The sequence below is a fragment of the Tenacibaculum sp. FZY0031 genome, assembly GCF_036350695.1.
Lineage (GTDB): Bacteria > Bacteroidota > Bacteroidia > Flavobacteriales > Flavobacteriaceae > Polaribacter.
Genome location: NZ_JAZDVY010000001.1, coordinates 135,123 through 151,030 on the forward strand (window position 1 = coordinate 135,123; position 15,908 = coordinate 151,030).

Genomic DNA, 15,908 nt, shown 5'->3' on the forward strand with positions numbered 1-15,908 from the left:
CACGTTTTATATTTTTGTTACTATTAGTTTATACTTAGTAGTTAATCTTACTAAATTTCTCTGTGAGGATTACTCTGTGTCACAGTGAAATAATTTCTGAGTTCTATTTTTAGGAGCTTGTGTTTTACCTCCTTTAATCTTCTCTTGTAACATCATATTGATTAGCTTAGCACGCTCTGCTTTAATAGCTTTACGCTTTTCTAAGTCTTTTTCAATATCAAAATAAACAGCTCCGTCAATAATTGTTTTTTCTGCTTTAGAATATACTGAAAGTGGATTTCCGCTCCATACTACAACATCAGCATCTTTACCTTCTTTAATACTACCTGTACGGTCGTTTAAGTGTAATAGTTTTGCAGGATTGATAGTTACAGTAGCCCAAGCTTCTTGTTCGCTTAACCCCCCGTATTTAATTAATTTAGCAGCTTCTTGGTTCAGTCTACGAGACATTTCTGCATCATCAGAATTAATAGCAACAGTAACTCCTTGGTTGTGCATAATAGCTGCGTTGTAAGGAATTGCGTCGTTAACCTCGTATTTATATGCCCACCAGTCAGCAAAAGTAGAACCACCAACTCCGTGTTCTTTCATTTTATCGGCTAGTTTGTATCCTTCTAAAATGTGGGTAAAGGTATTGATGTTAAAGTTGAATTGTTCTGCAACCTTCATCAACATATTAATTTCTGATTGTACGTAAGAGTGACAAGAAATAAAACGTTCTTTATTAATAATTTCAGCTAAGGTTTCTAACTCAATATCCTTACGATATGGTTGTCCGCTTTTCTTTTTAGCATCGTATTCTTTCGCTCTTTGGAAGTAGTCAATATATACTTGCTCAACTCCCATACGTGTTTGAGGGAAACGAATGGTATTTAAATCTCCCCAGTTAGATTGTTTTACGTTTTCACCTAAGGCGAATTTGATAAACTTAGGTGTGTTGTTGTATAACATTCCGTCTGCATTCTCTCCCCATTTTAGTTTGATAATTGCCGAACGTCCACCGATAGGGTTTGCAGAACCGTGTAATACTTGAATAGAAGTAACCCCACCCGCAATGTTTCTGTAAATATTTACATCGTTAGGGTTGATAACATCTTCAATAGTAACCTCAGCTGTTGAGTTATGTCCTGATTCGTTTACTGCTGAAGTAGCAATATGTGAATGCTCATCAATAATACCTGCGGTTAGATACTTACCAGTTCCGTCAATAGTTGTAGCTCCTCTTGAAGATAGGTTAGTGCCTATTTTGGCTATTTTTCCATCTTTAATTAATACATCGGTATTGTTTAGTACTTCGTTGTTTTCAGAAGTCCAAACCGTAGCATTTTTAATTAAAATAGTCTCTTTTTGTGGAGCTGTAGGGTTTCCTAATCCGATATTAGGGTATGAAACAGCTACTACTTCAGGAGTGGTCTCTTTTTTCTTGTCGTCTTTCTTTTTAGCATCAGCTTTTCCAGTATAAGTAGCATTCCATGTACTTTCGTTTCCGTTATTGTCGGTAGCTGTACCTGTAATTTGTTGTTTGTTTTTAACAAATGCTGTTAAGCGAGTGTAGTTGTCACCATCTTTAAGAGTTATATGCAACCAGTCGTTGCTAAAAGACGATTTACTGTTTACCTTTTTATCTCCACTTTTTAAAGCAGCTGTTTGTTTAGCTCCTTTACCAGTAATGGTCATATCGTACGATTTCCCGTTAACTGTTAATGTGTACTTACCTGTAATGTCTTTAATATCCATTGAGTTAATGGTGTTTTTATCACCCTGTACCCAGTTTTCATATAAAGTAGTTTGTTTGTCAAAAATATCACCAGAAGTAATTAAGAAATTGGCATAACTACCCGCTTTCAAATTCCCTATTTTATCATTCTTTAAAATTTGGGCAGGTACTGTGGTTAACGCTTCTAAAGCTGTAGTTTTATCTAATCCGTAAGTAATTGCTTTTTGAAGATTGCTATTAAACTCTTTTACTTTTTTTAATTTATAGGTAGTTAACGCAAAAGGAACCTTGTTTTTTGCTAAAATTGATGGGTTTGCCGGTTCTTGATTCCAAGAGCGCATATCGCTTAACGCAATTTTATTTGCTAAAAAAGGGTTTGATACATCGTATGCCTTTCTAAAATTAATAGGAAGAATGTAAGTAGCATTGGTTGCTTTAATATCATTAATTCTTTCATATTCATTTCCTCCACCTACAATGGTGTATTGAATTCCAAATTCGTCACCAATTTTATCCGCACGTACATTGTCTAAATATCCACCAGCATTAAATATTTGAGGTAACTCTTTTTTATTGTTTAGAGCTTCTAAAGCCAAATCGGTATTTTTTGCATTTCCTTTAGCATACCAATCAGCGTCTAAATATGTTTGACGTAATAGTGCCATGGCTCCCATACGTGAAGTAGGGTAGCTTTGACGTGTTTTAGCGCTTTTAGAAAACGATAAGTAATTTCCTGATTCTTTGTCCAATATTCTGTAAGCATCAGAACTATAAGGGTTTAAAGCAACTAAAACTCCGTTTCCTTGCATAATACCGTCTTCTAGGTGTGTATTAACAGCACCAAAACCTAAAGACAATAATTCTTTGGCTTTTTTAGCATCAAAGTTAAACTCAGCAGCAGCGTCTACATCAGGACGAATATGGTCGTTCCAATAATATCCTTTTCTGCCAGCATCGTATTGTGGTCTTTTACCACGACCGCTTTCACGTTTAGGAGTTGCAATACCAAAGGTTGAATAAGCATCAACAAACGAGGGATATATAGATTTTCCGTCTAGGTTAATTACTTGTGCTTCGTTAGGGATGGTAACCGATTTACCTACAGCAACAACTTTACCGTCTTTAATAAGTAGTATTCCTTTTTTTACTACTTGGGTTGGGGTAACATAAACAGTAGCATTGGTAAATGCATATACCTTGTTTTTGGATGACTTTACTCCTGTGTTAGTAGGAAAGTACTCTTGTGCAAAAGAGCTACTAATACACAGGGATAAGAGTAAGAATAGTATTTTTTTCATTTAAAATTGAGTTGATTAGCTTATAAAAATATAGAGTTAAAAAGGAAAACAATTCCTTTTAACAAAACATTAAGAATTAATCACATTGTGATAGCCAAGAATTTAATCCACCAAGGCTTACCTAATAAACTTAAAATGGGTTTTCTTATAGTTCTTTGTTTATTTGCCCTACGATAGTTTAGTTAAGAACTAGTTTTCCAATCTTTTCATGACCAGATAACCAGGCTGTATTACTGTCAATAAACTGAATAGCATAGTAGCTTTCCTTGCTTATTTGTTTCCAAGTATGCCCACCATCGTTAGAAAAGGAGATTCCAGTTTTTCCAACAGCAAAAACTTCTTTTCCGTTTGTGTTAGGTACGTACTGTACGCAGCTTTTATAATTAGGATTCATATTATTAGCTACGAGTGTCCATGTTTTACCACCATCGGTAGTAATTGCTTTATTAGCGTTATTGTCTTCTGGCTTCGAATAGTTTCCTCCAATAGCAATTCCATGGTTTTCATCATAAAAATCAATAGAGTAAATTCCCTGTGGTCCGTCACCCTGTACAATGGGAGTATCAAAAATCTCCCAAGTGTTCCCAAAGTCGGTAGATTTTAAAATACGCGCTTTGGTTCCTCCAGAACCTATCCATACGGTATTGTTTACAATAGCAATATTGGTGTTACTAGCTGCAAAGAAGGCTTCTCCTTCTTCAAAAATAGGGAGTTGAGAGCAAGGTAGTTTTGTCCACGTATTTCCGCCGTCTGAGGTAAGAATAATCGAGGGACAATCGTCTGTAGGATCTCCAACGGCAATACCATGTTTCCCGTCGGCAAAGAATTGCATACAGTCGTAAAAAACCTTTTCGTGCTCTTCAGTATATACTAATTCATACTTGCTTTTACTTCCTTTATATAATAGTGCAGGATTTGCTACCGATAAGGCAAATATGTTTTCACCATTCTTCGCAATGCTTCTAAAGTGCGGTATAATAGTATCGTTATACTGTAAGCTTTGTGTTTTCCACGTTCTACCACCATCTTTTGTTGTTGTAATATCACCTTTAGAGCCTGCATAAATCAATTCATTGTTACTAATTGCTAGTATGGCTCTAATGCTTGTGCTATCTTGTTTAAACTCGGTAATTTTAATAGTATCAAAAGTTCTTGGAGCTTTCTTTTCTTGTTTACAAGCTAGTATTGTTAAAGAGAGAAAAAAAAGGAGAGATAATTGTTTCATGTGTTTGTTTTAGGCGTTTTTAAATGGAATATGCAACGCTAGGAATTTAAAATAATAAGCAAACATATAGAGAAAGTTTACTTTACCTATGTTGGTTTTATATTTTTGATATTTTTACAGAACTAAAAATAGGAAAACCAAACTTAAATCAATGAAAAAAGCCTTAGTAATTTCAGGAGGAGGAAGTAAAGGAGCCTTTGCAGGCGGTGTTGCAGAGTACCTAATGAGGTATAAAAGTAAAGATTACGATATGCTTTTAGGAACATCAACAGGGAGTTTAATGGTTTCGCATTTGGCTTTAGGGATGGTTGATGAATTAAAAGAGTTATATACTTCTGTAGATCAAAAGGCTATTTTTAGTAATAGCCCCTTTAAAATAAAATCGGTACATGGAGAAAAAGTGGTTTCCATTCGGCATAGAAATACTTTTTGGAACTTTTTAAACGGTCGTAAAACATTTGGAGAGAGTAAAAATTTACGAAAACTCATAAGCAATAGCATAACCAAGGAAATGTACGATGAAATTAGAAAGTTGAACAAAGAGGTCGTGGTAACAGTATCTAATTTAACAGCAAATCAAATAGAGTATAAGTCTATCTTAGAATGTGAATATGAAGATTTTTGTGATTGGATTTGGGGTTCGTGCAATTATGTGCCTTTTATGAGTTTGTTGGAAAAAGATCACTGTCAGTATGCAGATGGTGGTTTTGGAAGCTTAATCCCTATACGTGAAGCCATAGCAAGAGGTGCTACGGAGGTAGATGCCATTATTTTAGCAACGGAAGTAACTCAAATGAACAGACTGCCTGCTAAGAACCCTTTTTCACTGATGATGGATACCTTTGATTTTATGTTAGAAAACGTAGAGCGACATAATATTACGATAGGAAAGCTTTCTGCCAAACAACACAATGTAAAGCTGAACTTATACTATACGCCAACGGTATTAACAACGAATTCCTTGGTTTTTGATAAAGAAAAAATGAAAAAATGGTGGAAGTCGGGCTATAAGTATGCAAAAAAACTGGATGATGATAGAATGACAGAGTTTAGACCAGAGATGGTAGATAATCAAGAAATAGAGGAAGGAATCGAAAATAGTGAAGTATGAAGTTTGGAAAAGTAGCACAACCAGAGTTGATAGATTTTACATTACCAGAAACACACCCTAAAACAATAGAGCTGTTAAGCACCTTTGAAAAGAGTGGTACGCCTAAGGTGTATGTGGGTTGTGCAAAATGGAATAAAGCAGATTTAAAAGGATTTTATCCGAGAGGAACTAAAGATGAATTGGAGTATTATTCGAAACAGTTTAACTCGATAGAGCTCAATGCTACTTTTTACCGGCAGTTTCCAGCAGTACAGTTTGAAAAGTGGAAAACTAAAACTCCTAAAAATTTTAAGTTTTTCCCAAAACTAGGGCAGGAGATAAGCCACTGGAAGCGTTTACAAGGCGTACAAGATGTGGTGAATGTTTATTTAGACAATGCTTCGCATTTACAAGAAAAGTTAGGCACTATCTTTTTACAGTTACACGCTAATTTTGGAAATAAAAACTTTGACAGATTACAAAACTTTGTAGTGAGCTGGCCTAAAGGTATACCATTAGCTATTGAGGTTCGTCACCCAGATTGGTTTGAAGACACAACGGTGTTTGATGAGTTTACACAGTTGTTTGAAGAACATAACATAGCCAATGTGTTAGTAGATACAGCAGGTAGAAGAGATATGATGCATATGCGCTTAACGAATAACGAAGCTTTTGTTCGTTATGTTGGAGCAAATCACCCGTCTGATTATACACGCTTGGATGATTGGGTGGTTCGTTTAAAAGAATGGAATGATTTAGGCTTAGAAAATATTCACTTTTTTATACATCAAAATTTAGAAGTAGAATCACCATTGTTGGCAGGGTATTTTATAAAAAAGCTAAACAAGGAGTTAGGAGTTGACTTAAAGATTCCTAATGAAGAGAATAATCAACAAATGAGTTTGTTGTAATAAAAAAAATCCAGCTGAATAAGCTGGATTTTTTTTATATCATGTAGTTCTCTATTTCAACTCCACGTACATATTGTTATAATCAGGACGCATCATGTTTGAATTCCATGATGGAGAGAATTGAACTCCTTTTTTCATGGTAGGTAGGCCTTTTGCTCCCGTAGTAATGTATTGAATGGTTCTTTGTAATAAAGGTTCGTTAGGATCTCCTAAAACACCTAAATTACCTGGGTCTTCTTCCATAATAACTTCAGGAATAAACCCTTCTGGAGCATTTTCACCATCTTTATTTTGAATTTCTAATACGATAGGTTGCATTGCCCAAGTATGACTCTTTAAGTTATCGCCATTACGAGTATAATCGTCAGAATCGTATAAGGTAATAGAACCCACATGTTTTCCGTAAGTTTGAGTTCCTACTAACTTTACATCAATATAAGGCTTTAGAGCATTAATCACCAGCTCTGAAGCAGAAGCAGAATCATCAGAAACGATAAAGTAAATAGTATTTAGGTTTAAACTATTAATTGCTTCATTCAATACTACATTTCCTTGTTGGTCTTTATTTAAAATTTGATTCGTAAAGTTATTGATGAATAAATCTGGGTTTGTTACCTCCATTACTTTATGATTCCATACTTGTTTCGCAAATAATTCACCAGTAAACTGTCCGGTAATCATACTTCCTAAATAAGTAGCTGTTTGCACAGAACCTCCTCCGTTATAACGTAAGTCGATGATTAAGTCGGTAAGACCTGCTGATTGAAACTTGGTAAATTCAGCATTTAACTCTCCATCAAAGTTTCTAGAAAATTGACTGTACATTAAATATCCAATGGTATGGCTACCACTAGTAATTACATTGGTAGTTTTTATCGGGTTTTCTGTTACTTGAGATTTCGTTACCGTAATCGTTGTTCCGTTACTAACAGGATTCCCTCCGTTGTAATCGGCTAAATGGACGGTAAAAGAGTTGTTACCTAATAAGTCATTTACATTCGCTCTAGTTACAGTTGTTCCATTAATTTCAGTAATAATCATTCCACGAGTAACTCCTTGAGCATCGGCATCAGAACCATTTACAACATCGTATACGTATATGTAGTAGCCTCCAGAACCATCAGCATAGTCAGCTCCTTCTAATTTCATTCCACTTGTAAGACGTATTCCTGCAAAAGCTTCTTCTAATGCAATATAATCATCCACAATCCATGAATAGGTTCTGTTAGGATCTTTAGGGTATTCGTTAGGCATGTATAATAAACTGTAAAATAAATTAGCAGGATCGTCATATCCTGATAAATAGCTATACAGTTCATTATCGTTATTAAAACGTCTGTCTGCTAAATCAGGAACCAAGTCTTGCCATAAGTAGTAGGCGTTTAAACCTTTCCAAACAAAGTTCTGAACTTCAATGTTTTGGGGAGCATCATCTTTATCACTGCATGAAACAAGTACTATTGAAAATAAGACGATTAGGAATGTTTTTAGTAATTTCATATGAATGTATTAGTTGTAACAACAACGCAATTTACTGAATAATATTATTTTTTTTATTATGGATGTAACAAACTTGAAACTGTGTCGTCGTAGATATGTAAACCTGTTAAATAAGACGCAATTTTATAAGCAGGCTTACAAAACTAATTAACCAAACCATGAACCAATCGGACTTTTTAAAAGTTGTATTACCATTTAAAGACAAAGTCTTTCGTTTAGCGAAAAGATTATTGGTTTCTACCGAAGAAGCTGAGGACGCTACACAAGAGTTGTACTTTAAATTGTGGAGAAATAGAGAGAAGCTCTCTAATTATAAAAATGTAGAGGCATTTGCAATGACCATGACCAAGAATTATTGTTATGACAGATTAAAGTCCAAACAAGCGAGTAATTTAACATTGGTTCATAGTAATTATAAAGAGAAAGATACTCCTTTAGAAAAGAGAGTAGAGCACAACGACAGTGTAAACCGAGTACATCAGCTAATAGAAAAGTTACCAGAGCAGCAAAAAATAATCATACAATTAAGAGATATTGAACAATATGATTTTGATGAAATATGTAAAATGGTCGATATGAAACCGACAGCTGTAAGAGTAGCATTATCAAGAGCAAGAAAAGCAATAAGAGAAGAATTAATAAAACAACACAACTATGGAGTTAGCTAACATAGAAAAGTTATTAGATAAATACCTAGAGGCAGAAACAACACTGCAAGAAGAGCAAACGTTACAAGAGTATTTTACTTCAAACAACGTGGCACCGCATTTGCAAGAATATAGTATGCTATTTGGTTATTTTAAACAAAGTAAAGACGAAACCTTTACGAAAACCATTCAGTTAAAACCTGAGAAAACTAAGAAGAACTGGAAATGGTTATCAGTAGCAGCGTCAGTAGTCTTACTATTTAGTGTATTCATGGGCAATGAAGAGTACAAAAAGTATCAACAACGTAAACAGTTTGCACAAATTAAAGAAGCGTTGCAACTAGTTTCGGTCAATCTAAACAAAGGAAACGATGCATTATATGCAGTTTCAAACAACCTAAAAAAAGGGAATGATGCTATTGAACAATTAGGAGCCTACGAAGAAACAGTAAACAAAGTAATAAACACCGTAAATTAATTAAGAAAGTAAAACCAAGTACTTATAAACCAAGAAAATCATGAAAAAAGTAATATTATTATTCGCATTCGTATTTATAGCTAATGTTAGTTTCGGGCAATCAATGTTCGATAAATTAGAAGACCTAGATGAGGTATCATCAGTGGTAGTAAATAAAGATGCTTTTGAGATTTTATCTAAATTCAAAGTAGAGTCAGAAGATAACGAAGCAATGGAGGTTTTTAAAATGATTCAAGACTTACAAGAATTAAAAGTGTTTTCAACAGAAAGTGCAAAAGTGTCTGCTGAAATGGAAAACATGGTAAAGTCTGCCATTAAAAAAAGTAATTTAATAGAGTTAATGCGTGTAAAAGACAAAGATTCTCGTGTTAAAATCTATGTGAAGTCTACAAAAAACAAAGACTTTGTAAGCGAAGTATTAATGTTTGTAAAAGACAAAAATTCTAATGAGAACTCACCAGAATCTGTCATCGTTTCGTTAACTGGTAATATCGACATCAACAAAATGTCAAAATTAGCAGAGACGTTTTCTAAAGACGGAAAGAAGAACAAATAAAAACATATAAGGCAGCGTTAACAAATTAACGCTGCTTTTAATCAAAAACTAAAAAACAATGAAAAAACTATTTATATACTCAATGTTACTAGTAGCTTTCGTAGCCGTTTCTTGTAAAACAGAATCTTTACAAAGCTATTTGGTAGAAAGTCAAGATAAGGAAGGCTTTATTACGTTTGATGTACCTGCTAGTGTATTACAGTTAAGTATGGATAAGGCATCTGAAGAAGATAAGCAAGCATATGAAAGTATTAAAAAAATAAACATAACAGGAGTTCCTTATAAGAACTTAGACGAAACTAGTTATGAGGCAGAGAAAGAGAAGTTGAAAGCTATCTTTAAAAAGTCTAGCTATAAAGAATTAATGAAGTTTAAAAAAGATGGAGCCAATGCAGCAATTTACTACACAGGAGATGCTGATGCTATTGACGAAATCGTAGCTTTTGGTTATGGTAAAGAACTAGGAGTGGGAGTTGCCCGTGTTCTAGGAGAAAATATGAATGTAGGAAAGATTATGGAAATGATGCAAAAAGCTAAGATGGATGCAGGAAATTTAGATTTAAAGCAATTTAAAATGATTTTTGACGAAAAGCACCGTGCTTCAGAAGAAACAGAATAAAAATTAGTGTAGAGAATATAGAGAAGCCATCAGATTATCTGGTGGCTTTTTCTTTTTAACGGCTCATTAACAAGCCTCCCAATAGAATTTCATATTTTTGAACTCTAAACAAAAACATATGAAATTTAACAAACTCCTTGTTTTTATCGCTGTTTTCTTTACAGCAACCCTGTTTTCTCAATCAACTAAAGTATATAGAGCAGAAAGAGATAAAGTTCATAATTTAGTTCATACGAAGTTAAAAGTAGATTTTAACTTTCAAGAAAAAGAAATGAATGGGGAAGAATGGGTAACCTTAACACCTCATTTTTATGAAACAGATAAGGTTACGTTAGATGCTAAAGCAATGGTTATTCATAAGGTAACAATGAATAATCAACCACTAGAGTATAATTACGACGATTATGAGTTAATCATCAATTTACCTCGTACCTATAAGCGAAACGAAGAGTTTACACTATATATTAAATATACGGCGCGACCAGAAAGAGTAAAGCAAAAAGGAAGTGCCGCTATTACATCTGCAAAAGGACTGTACTTTATCAATCCAACAGGATTTGATAAAAACAAACCAACCCAAATTTGGACGCAAGGGGAAACCGAAGCTAGTAGTTGTTGGTTTCCAACAATTGATGCTCCAAATCAAAAGACATCACAAGAGATTTATATGACGGTTCCACAAAAGTATGTAACACTTTCTAACGGGAAATTAGAAAAGCAAACGACCAATGCTAATGGAACTCGTACCGATTATTGGAATTTTACTCAAAAACACGCTCCGTATTTATTTTTTATGGGAGTAGGAGCGTATGAGGTTATTAAAGATAAATACAAAGATATTCCTGTAGATTATTATGTAGAGAAGGAATATGCTCCGTATGCAAAAGATATTTTTGGGAATACACCTGAAATGTTAGCGTTCTTTTCAAAAATTACAGGAATTGAATATCCGTGGAATAAATATGCACAAATTGTAGGGCGTGATTATGTAAGTGGTGCAATGGAGAATACCACAGCAGTAATTCACGGAGAAAGAGCGTATCAAACTCCGGGACAATTAATTGATGAAAACGTACAAGAAAACACCATTGCACATGAAGCATTTCATCATTGGTTTGGTGATTTAGTAACTACCGAAAGTTGGAGTAACTTAACAGTAAACGAGAGTTTTGCTAATTACAGTGAGTATTTATGGTTAGAACATAAATATGGGAAAGACGAAGCAGACGCACACTTGTTTGAAGATATTCAAGGGTATAAAAGCGGACAAAATTTTGAGAAACATTTAGTGCGTTTTTATTATGAGGATAAAGAAGATATGTTTGATGCGGTTAGTTATAACAAAGGAGGTGCTATTTTACATATGTTGCGTAACTATTTAGGTGACGAAGCTTTTTACGAAGGATTGAACAGGTATTTAACAGATAATAAATACGGAACAGGAGAAGCGCATCAATTGCGTTTAGCTTTAGAAAAAGTAAGTGGTAAAGACTTAAACTGGTTTTTCAATCAGTGGTATTTTAACAGCGGTCATCCAAAGTTATCTATTTCGTATGACTTTAATAAACTAAGAAAAACAGTAACCGTAAATATTATGCAGACTCAAATAAATGAATTTGCATTTCCGTTTGCGATTGATGTATTTGAAGGAAGTAAGCGTACACGTCATACTGTGTTTGTAGAAGGTAGAGATGCTTCGTTTACCTTTCCTTTTACCAAACATCCAGATTTAATTCAGGTAAATGCTGATGGTGTGCTGCTGTGTGATATATCAGAAAATAAAGTGTTGAGCGATTATATTCATCAGTTAACATATGCTGAAAATTACGTGCATAGGAGAGAAGCATTGTTAGAAGTAGCAAAACACCAAGATGATAAAAAAGCGTTTAATGCAGTAGCTGATGCTCTGAATCATGAGTTTTATAAAATTAGGATTTTAGCCTTGGAAAACATTAATTTAATCAATAAATATTCAAAAAAGAATGTGATTGATCAAATTATGAGAATCGCTCAGAACGATCCAAAAACATTGGTACAAGCAGCTGCGATTGAAACATTAGGGAAGTTAACAGATCCAGCACTAAAACCAGTGTTTGAAAAAGGCTTGCAGAGCAAATCGTATTCAGTATTAGGAAAGTCGTTGGTAGGAATGTATTATATCGATAAGCAGTTAGCCATTCAAAAATCAAAAACCTTACCATTAGCAGTAAAAAAGATCATTGCAACACCATTAACACGTATTTATTTAGAAGAAAACGACGACGAAGAGTTACATTTTATTGCTAGTAATGTAATGGCTGGAATGTTTTTAAGTCCGAATAAAAAAATCCAATCACTGTATAAAAAAGCATTCGATAAGATTGGAAAAAGTAATAATACTGAGGCAATTCAAAACCTATCAGACGATATTGTAGCGAAAGGACTTCAGTACAAACAATATAATTTTGATCAGGTAGGAGTTAACTTGTTACGTCAAATGGCTCAAATGCAAAAAACAAGTAAGCCATCAAATAAAGAGAAGCACCTTAAAATTATTCAAATAGCTATGGCAAAGCTACTTGAATAAATAGTATATTTCATAAAGTTTAAGTTAAAAAGAATACTTAGTTTTGGCACAATAATTGAATTTTCTTGCGAAACTTAAACTTTATGAGAAAAACTACGTTACTACTTATTTTATCGGTGTTAGTATTAACCTCTTGTAGCAGTGTAAAAACTACAGAGAAAGCCCTTAATACTGGTAATTATGATAAGGCAATTTCATTATCTATTGAAAAGTTAGCCAAAAACAAAACCAAAGAAAAAAATCAGCCGCATGTGTTGATGCTTCAGGAAGCTTTTAAAAAAGCAACAGAAAGAGATGTAGACAGAATTTCTTTTTTAGAGAAAGAGCAAAATCCTGAGAACTATGAGACGATTTATACCTTGTATCAACGTCTTCATAACCGACAAGAGCAAATAAAACCCTTATTACCCTTACGAGTTTTCTCTACAGGCAAAAATGCCAAGTTTAAACTTGTTAATTATTCTGATAGAATTCTTGCGGCAAAGGAAAACTATGCTGCTTACTTGTACGAAAATGGTGTAGCCTTGCTAAATGAAGGCGGTAGCAATAAGATTAACTACAGAAGAGCTTTTGACGAATTAAGACACTTAGACAACATTAGTCCTAATTACAGAGATACAAGAAACTTACTAGATGAGGCACATGCTAAAGGAATTGATTATGTACATGTTTCTGTTAGAAATAGAACAGATCAGATAATTCCTAGAAGATTAGAAAGAGATTTATTAGCGATTGATACCTATGGATTGAATGATTTATGGACACAATACCACGTTAAAAAGGATAGAAATATTCGGTATGATTTTGATTTAGAGTTAGATTTTAGAGATATTATGATTTCTCCTGAACAAGTACACGAAAAGGAAGTTATTAAAGAACGACGCATCAAAGATGGATTTAAGTATTTACGAGACAATAACGGAAACTATGTAAAAGATAGTTTAGGAAACAAAATAAAAGTAGATAAGTTTAAAAGAATACGTTGTACGTTTTATCAGTTTACACAATTTAAGAGTAGTAAAGTAACGGGAGAGGTAAAGTATATTGATAATAGAACAAATCAGTTACTACAACGATTTCCTATACAAAGCGAATTTGTTTTTGAACATATTTATGCAGATTATGACGGAGATAGAAGAGCATTAGATGAATCATTTATAGAATTACTCGATGAAACTTCGGTTGCGTTTCCTTCGAACGAGCAAATGGTATACGATACGGGTACCGACTTGAAACAGAAACTCAAACATATCATCACACGAAATAAGTTTAGAAATTAAAGTACTAAAGCTCCTGTAATCTACAGGAGTTTTTTTTATTATATTTGAGTTATGGAAAAGGATTTAAACATCATAACTTTTGAATATCATAAAACAACTAAAACTAGTTTAGTTTTTAGGTTGTTGAGTATAGTTTTAATCTTAATCTTTCTTTTGAATCCCTTGCACGAATTGATAGATGTTTTCAAAAGAGAGTATACACCAGGTTGGTGTTGTATGCTTCCGTGTCCATCTCCTTTTTCAGGTTATTTTTTTATATAAGTGGATTTATTCTCACAATTTGACGATGCTCCGAAAAACTTACTTCCAAAAGACGGAACAGTAAACTACTACGGAATAGTTTTGTCTAAGGAACTAGCAGACCATTATTACGAAGTTTTATTGAATTCTATTGAATGGCGTAACGACGAAGCTATTATTTTTGGAAAACGAATGGTAACCAAACGTAAAGTAGCTTGGTATGCCGAACAGCCTTTTGAATATTCCTATTCTAATATTACGAAAACAGCCTTACCATTTACGAAAGAATTGTTAGCGTTAAAAGAATTAGTTGAAAAAGAAACAGGTGAAACCTACAACTCTTGTTTACTGAACTTATACCACGATGGTTCTGAAGGAATGGCGTGGCATAGTGATGGGGAAAAAGACCTGAAAAAGAACGGAGCGATTGCTTCGTTGAGCTTTGGAGCAGAACGACGCTTTGGCTTTAAACACAAACAAACCAAAGAAACGGTGTACAAAGTATTAGAGCACGGTTCGTTATTGGTCATGAAAGACGAAACCCAAACTCATTGGTTACACCGATTACCACCTACAAAAAAAGTCCACCGACCACGAGTGAACTTAACGTTTAGAACGATTGAGAGGTAGTTTATAATTGATATTTAATTGGATTAAAAAGTTTCTTTAGTTTTATAAGAAAGTATAAACTCGAAGTGATTACAGTTGTATATTATTATAACCAGTTATACCTTTAATCTTTATATTGTTGATTTCAAACTTCATAATTTCATTTGTTTTGGATATTTTGAAGTTAAAGTCTATGTCGATATCAGCCATAATACTTTTGTCATCTAACGTTTCGTTAGTCAAATAATTTTTTTGATATATATTAATGTCACTAGTAACATTTAATATACCTGATATGATTGCATAATCTTTAAAATTTTCAGATGTAATATTTTTTATTAAATTCCAAGATAAACTATCTATATCATAATTGAAAAAATTAGGTATTCCTTTAAATAATTCTGCAAACACTCTTAGCTTATTTAATGATATCTCGTTTGATGTTTTTTCAAATATGGCATCTCTTATTTGATCATTTTTTATAAGTATATTAATAAGAATTTTAGGGTCTAGATATTTTGATGAAAGCCAGTTAAAGTTATTTTTAAATTCACTGGAATAATGTTTGTAAAAATGATTTAAAGACTTAAATGGAGTGAAACTATTACATTCTTTTTCTAACTCTGGATGTATTCTTTCTGCTTCTTTGTCATAAAAGTCTGCTGTATTTTGAGATAAGAAAAAACAATTTTTTAAATTGTTTTTATTTACATATTTAGAATAGGTAGACCATATTACAGCATCTTTAAATTCACCTCTTTTTTCAGTAAATGGCTTTGTTTTTTTTATAGCTTTTTCAAGTATCTCATAAAAATCATTTTTATCAGCTTTCAATAAAGTTATGTTTTCTAATTCAACTAGTTTTTGAATGAAATTTTCAAGATTATTCAATTCTATTTCCAAATTAGGTGCTTCTATTTTTGAATAGGAAAAAAGTAATTTTCCAATTTCTAAATTTATTTTTTCAAGTTTAGTTATCTTTTCCTTTAAATTTTTACGGAAATTTTCTTTCAATTCTTCTACAACTACATCACAAATAAAAATTTGTATTTTTTTTTCGGTAGCAAGTTTAATAATTTCAGTAGCGAAATTATTTTTCCAATAGGGGTCTGGATATAAAATATTAGTATCTATAAAAAGGTTCATTAGTTATATGTTAAGTTTGAATTGAT

The 15,908-nt window shown here is 33.1% G+C and carries 13 protein-coding genes; 9 read left to right on the plus strand and 4 right to left on the minus strand.

Annotated features, from left to right (window positions below):
* Positions 1–69 precede the first annotated feature (69 nt).
* Positions 70–3,015 (minus strand): amidohydrolase family protein, encoded by a 2,946-nt coding sequence (locus V1T75_RS00605; RefSeq protein WP_330486623.1) that lies wholly within the window; start codon positions 3,013–3,015, stop codon positions 70–72.
* A gap of 178 nt (positions 3,016–3,193) precedes the next feature.
* Complete coding sequence (locus tag V1T75_RS00610; protein ID WP_330486624.1) at positions 3,194–4,240, minus strand: WD40/YVTN/BNR-like repeat-containing protein; 1,047 nt, start codon at positions 4,238–4,240, stop codon at positions 3,194–3,196.
* A 151-nt stretch (positions 4,241–4,391) separates the two neighbouring features.
* Here V1T75_RS00610 and V1T75_RS00615 point away from each other — a divergent pair, with 151 nt between their 5' ends.
* Together V1T75_RS00615 and V1T75_RS00620 are read left to right on the plus strand one after the other, a co-directional pair.
* A complete protein-coding gene (locus V1T75_RS00615) occupies positions 4,392–5,351 on the plus strand; it encodes a patatin-like phospholipase family protein (protein WP_330486625.1) in 960 nt (319 codons plus the stop codon).
* Positions 5,348–6,241: a DUF72 domain-containing protein gene (locus tag V1T75_RS00620; RefSeq protein ID WP_330486626.1), complete on the plus strand. Its 894-nt coding sequence runs from the start codon at positions 5,348–5,350 to the stop codon at positions 6,239–6,241. The genes V1T75_RS00615 and V1T75_RS00620 overlap by 4 nt, the downstream gene beginning before the upstream one ends.
* Positions 6,242–6,292: 51 nt before the next feature.
* On the opposite strand, the gene V1T75_RS00625 is transcribed toward V1T75_RS00620, so the two are convergent.
* Entirely contained in the window at positions 6,293–7,741 is a 1,449-nt protein-coding gene (locus V1T75_RS00625) for a S41 family peptidase (protein ID WP_330486627.1), read from the minus strand.
* 158 nt (positions 7,742–7,899) lie between these two features.
* On the opposite strand from V1T75_RS00625, the gene V1T75_RS00630 reads away from it, so the two are divergent.
* From V1T75_RS00630 to V1T75_RS00660, 7 genes are all read left to right on the plus strand, one after another.
* The gene (locus V1T75_RS00630; protein ID WP_330486628.1) at positions 7,900–8,409 is read left to right on the plus strand and encodes an RNA polymerase sigma factor; all 510 of its coding nucleotides are present in this window, start codon (positions 7,900–7,902) and stop codon (positions 8,407–8,409) included.
* Positions 8,396–8,866: a hypothetical protein gene (locus V1T75_RS00635; RefSeq protein ID WP_330486629.1), complete on the plus strand. Its 471-nt coding sequence runs from the start codon at positions 8,396–8,398 to the stop codon at positions 8,864–8,866. The genes V1T75_RS00630 and V1T75_RS00635 overlap by 14 nt, the downstream gene beginning before the upstream one ends.
* A 40-nt stretch (positions 8,867–8,906) precedes the next feature.
* The gene (locus tag V1T75_RS00640) at positions 8,907–9,422 is read left to right on the plus strand and encodes a DUF4252 domain-containing protein (protein ID WP_330486630.1); all 516 of its coding nucleotides are present in this window, start codon (positions 8,907–8,909) and stop codon (positions 9,420–9,422) included.
* Between the two features lie 58 nt (positions 9,423–9,480).
* The gene (locus tag V1T75_RS00645; RefSeq protein ID WP_330486631.1) at positions 9,481–10,041 is read left to right on the plus strand and encodes a DUF4252 domain-containing protein; all 561 of its coding nucleotides are present in this window, start codon (positions 9,481–9,483) and stop codon (positions 10,039–10,041) included.
* Between the two features lie 118 nt (positions 10,042–10,159).
* Entirely contained in the window at positions 10,160–12,607 is a 2,448-nt protein-coding gene (locus V1T75_RS00650) for a M1 family metallopeptidase (RefSeq protein WP_330486632.1), read from the plus strand.
* 83 nt (positions 12,608–12,690) lie between these two features.
* The gene (locus V1T75_RS00655; RefSeq protein ID WP_330486633.1) at positions 12,691–13,887 is read left to right on the plus strand and encodes a hypothetical protein; all 1,197 of its coding nucleotides are present in this window, start codon (positions 12,691–12,693) and stop codon (positions 13,885–13,887) included.
* A 261-nt stretch (positions 13,888–14,148) separates the two neighbouring features.
* On the plus strand, positions 14,149–14,757 hold the full coding sequence (locus tag V1T75_RS00660) for an alpha-ketoglutarate-dependent dioxygenase AlkB family protein (protein WP_330486634.1): 609 nt from the start codon (positions 14,149–14,151) through the stop codon (positions 14,755–14,757).
* Positions 14,758–14,826: 69 nt separating this feature from the next.
* Here V1T75_RS00660 and V1T75_RS00665 read toward each other — a convergent pair whose 3' ends face one another.
* Positions 14,827–15,882, minus strand: a complete 1,056-nt coding sequence (locus V1T75_RS00665; RefSeq protein WP_330486635.1) for a PIN domain-containing protein — start codon at positions 15,880–15,882, stop codon at positions 14,827–14,829.
* Positions 15,883–15,908 lie beyond the last annotated feature (26 nt).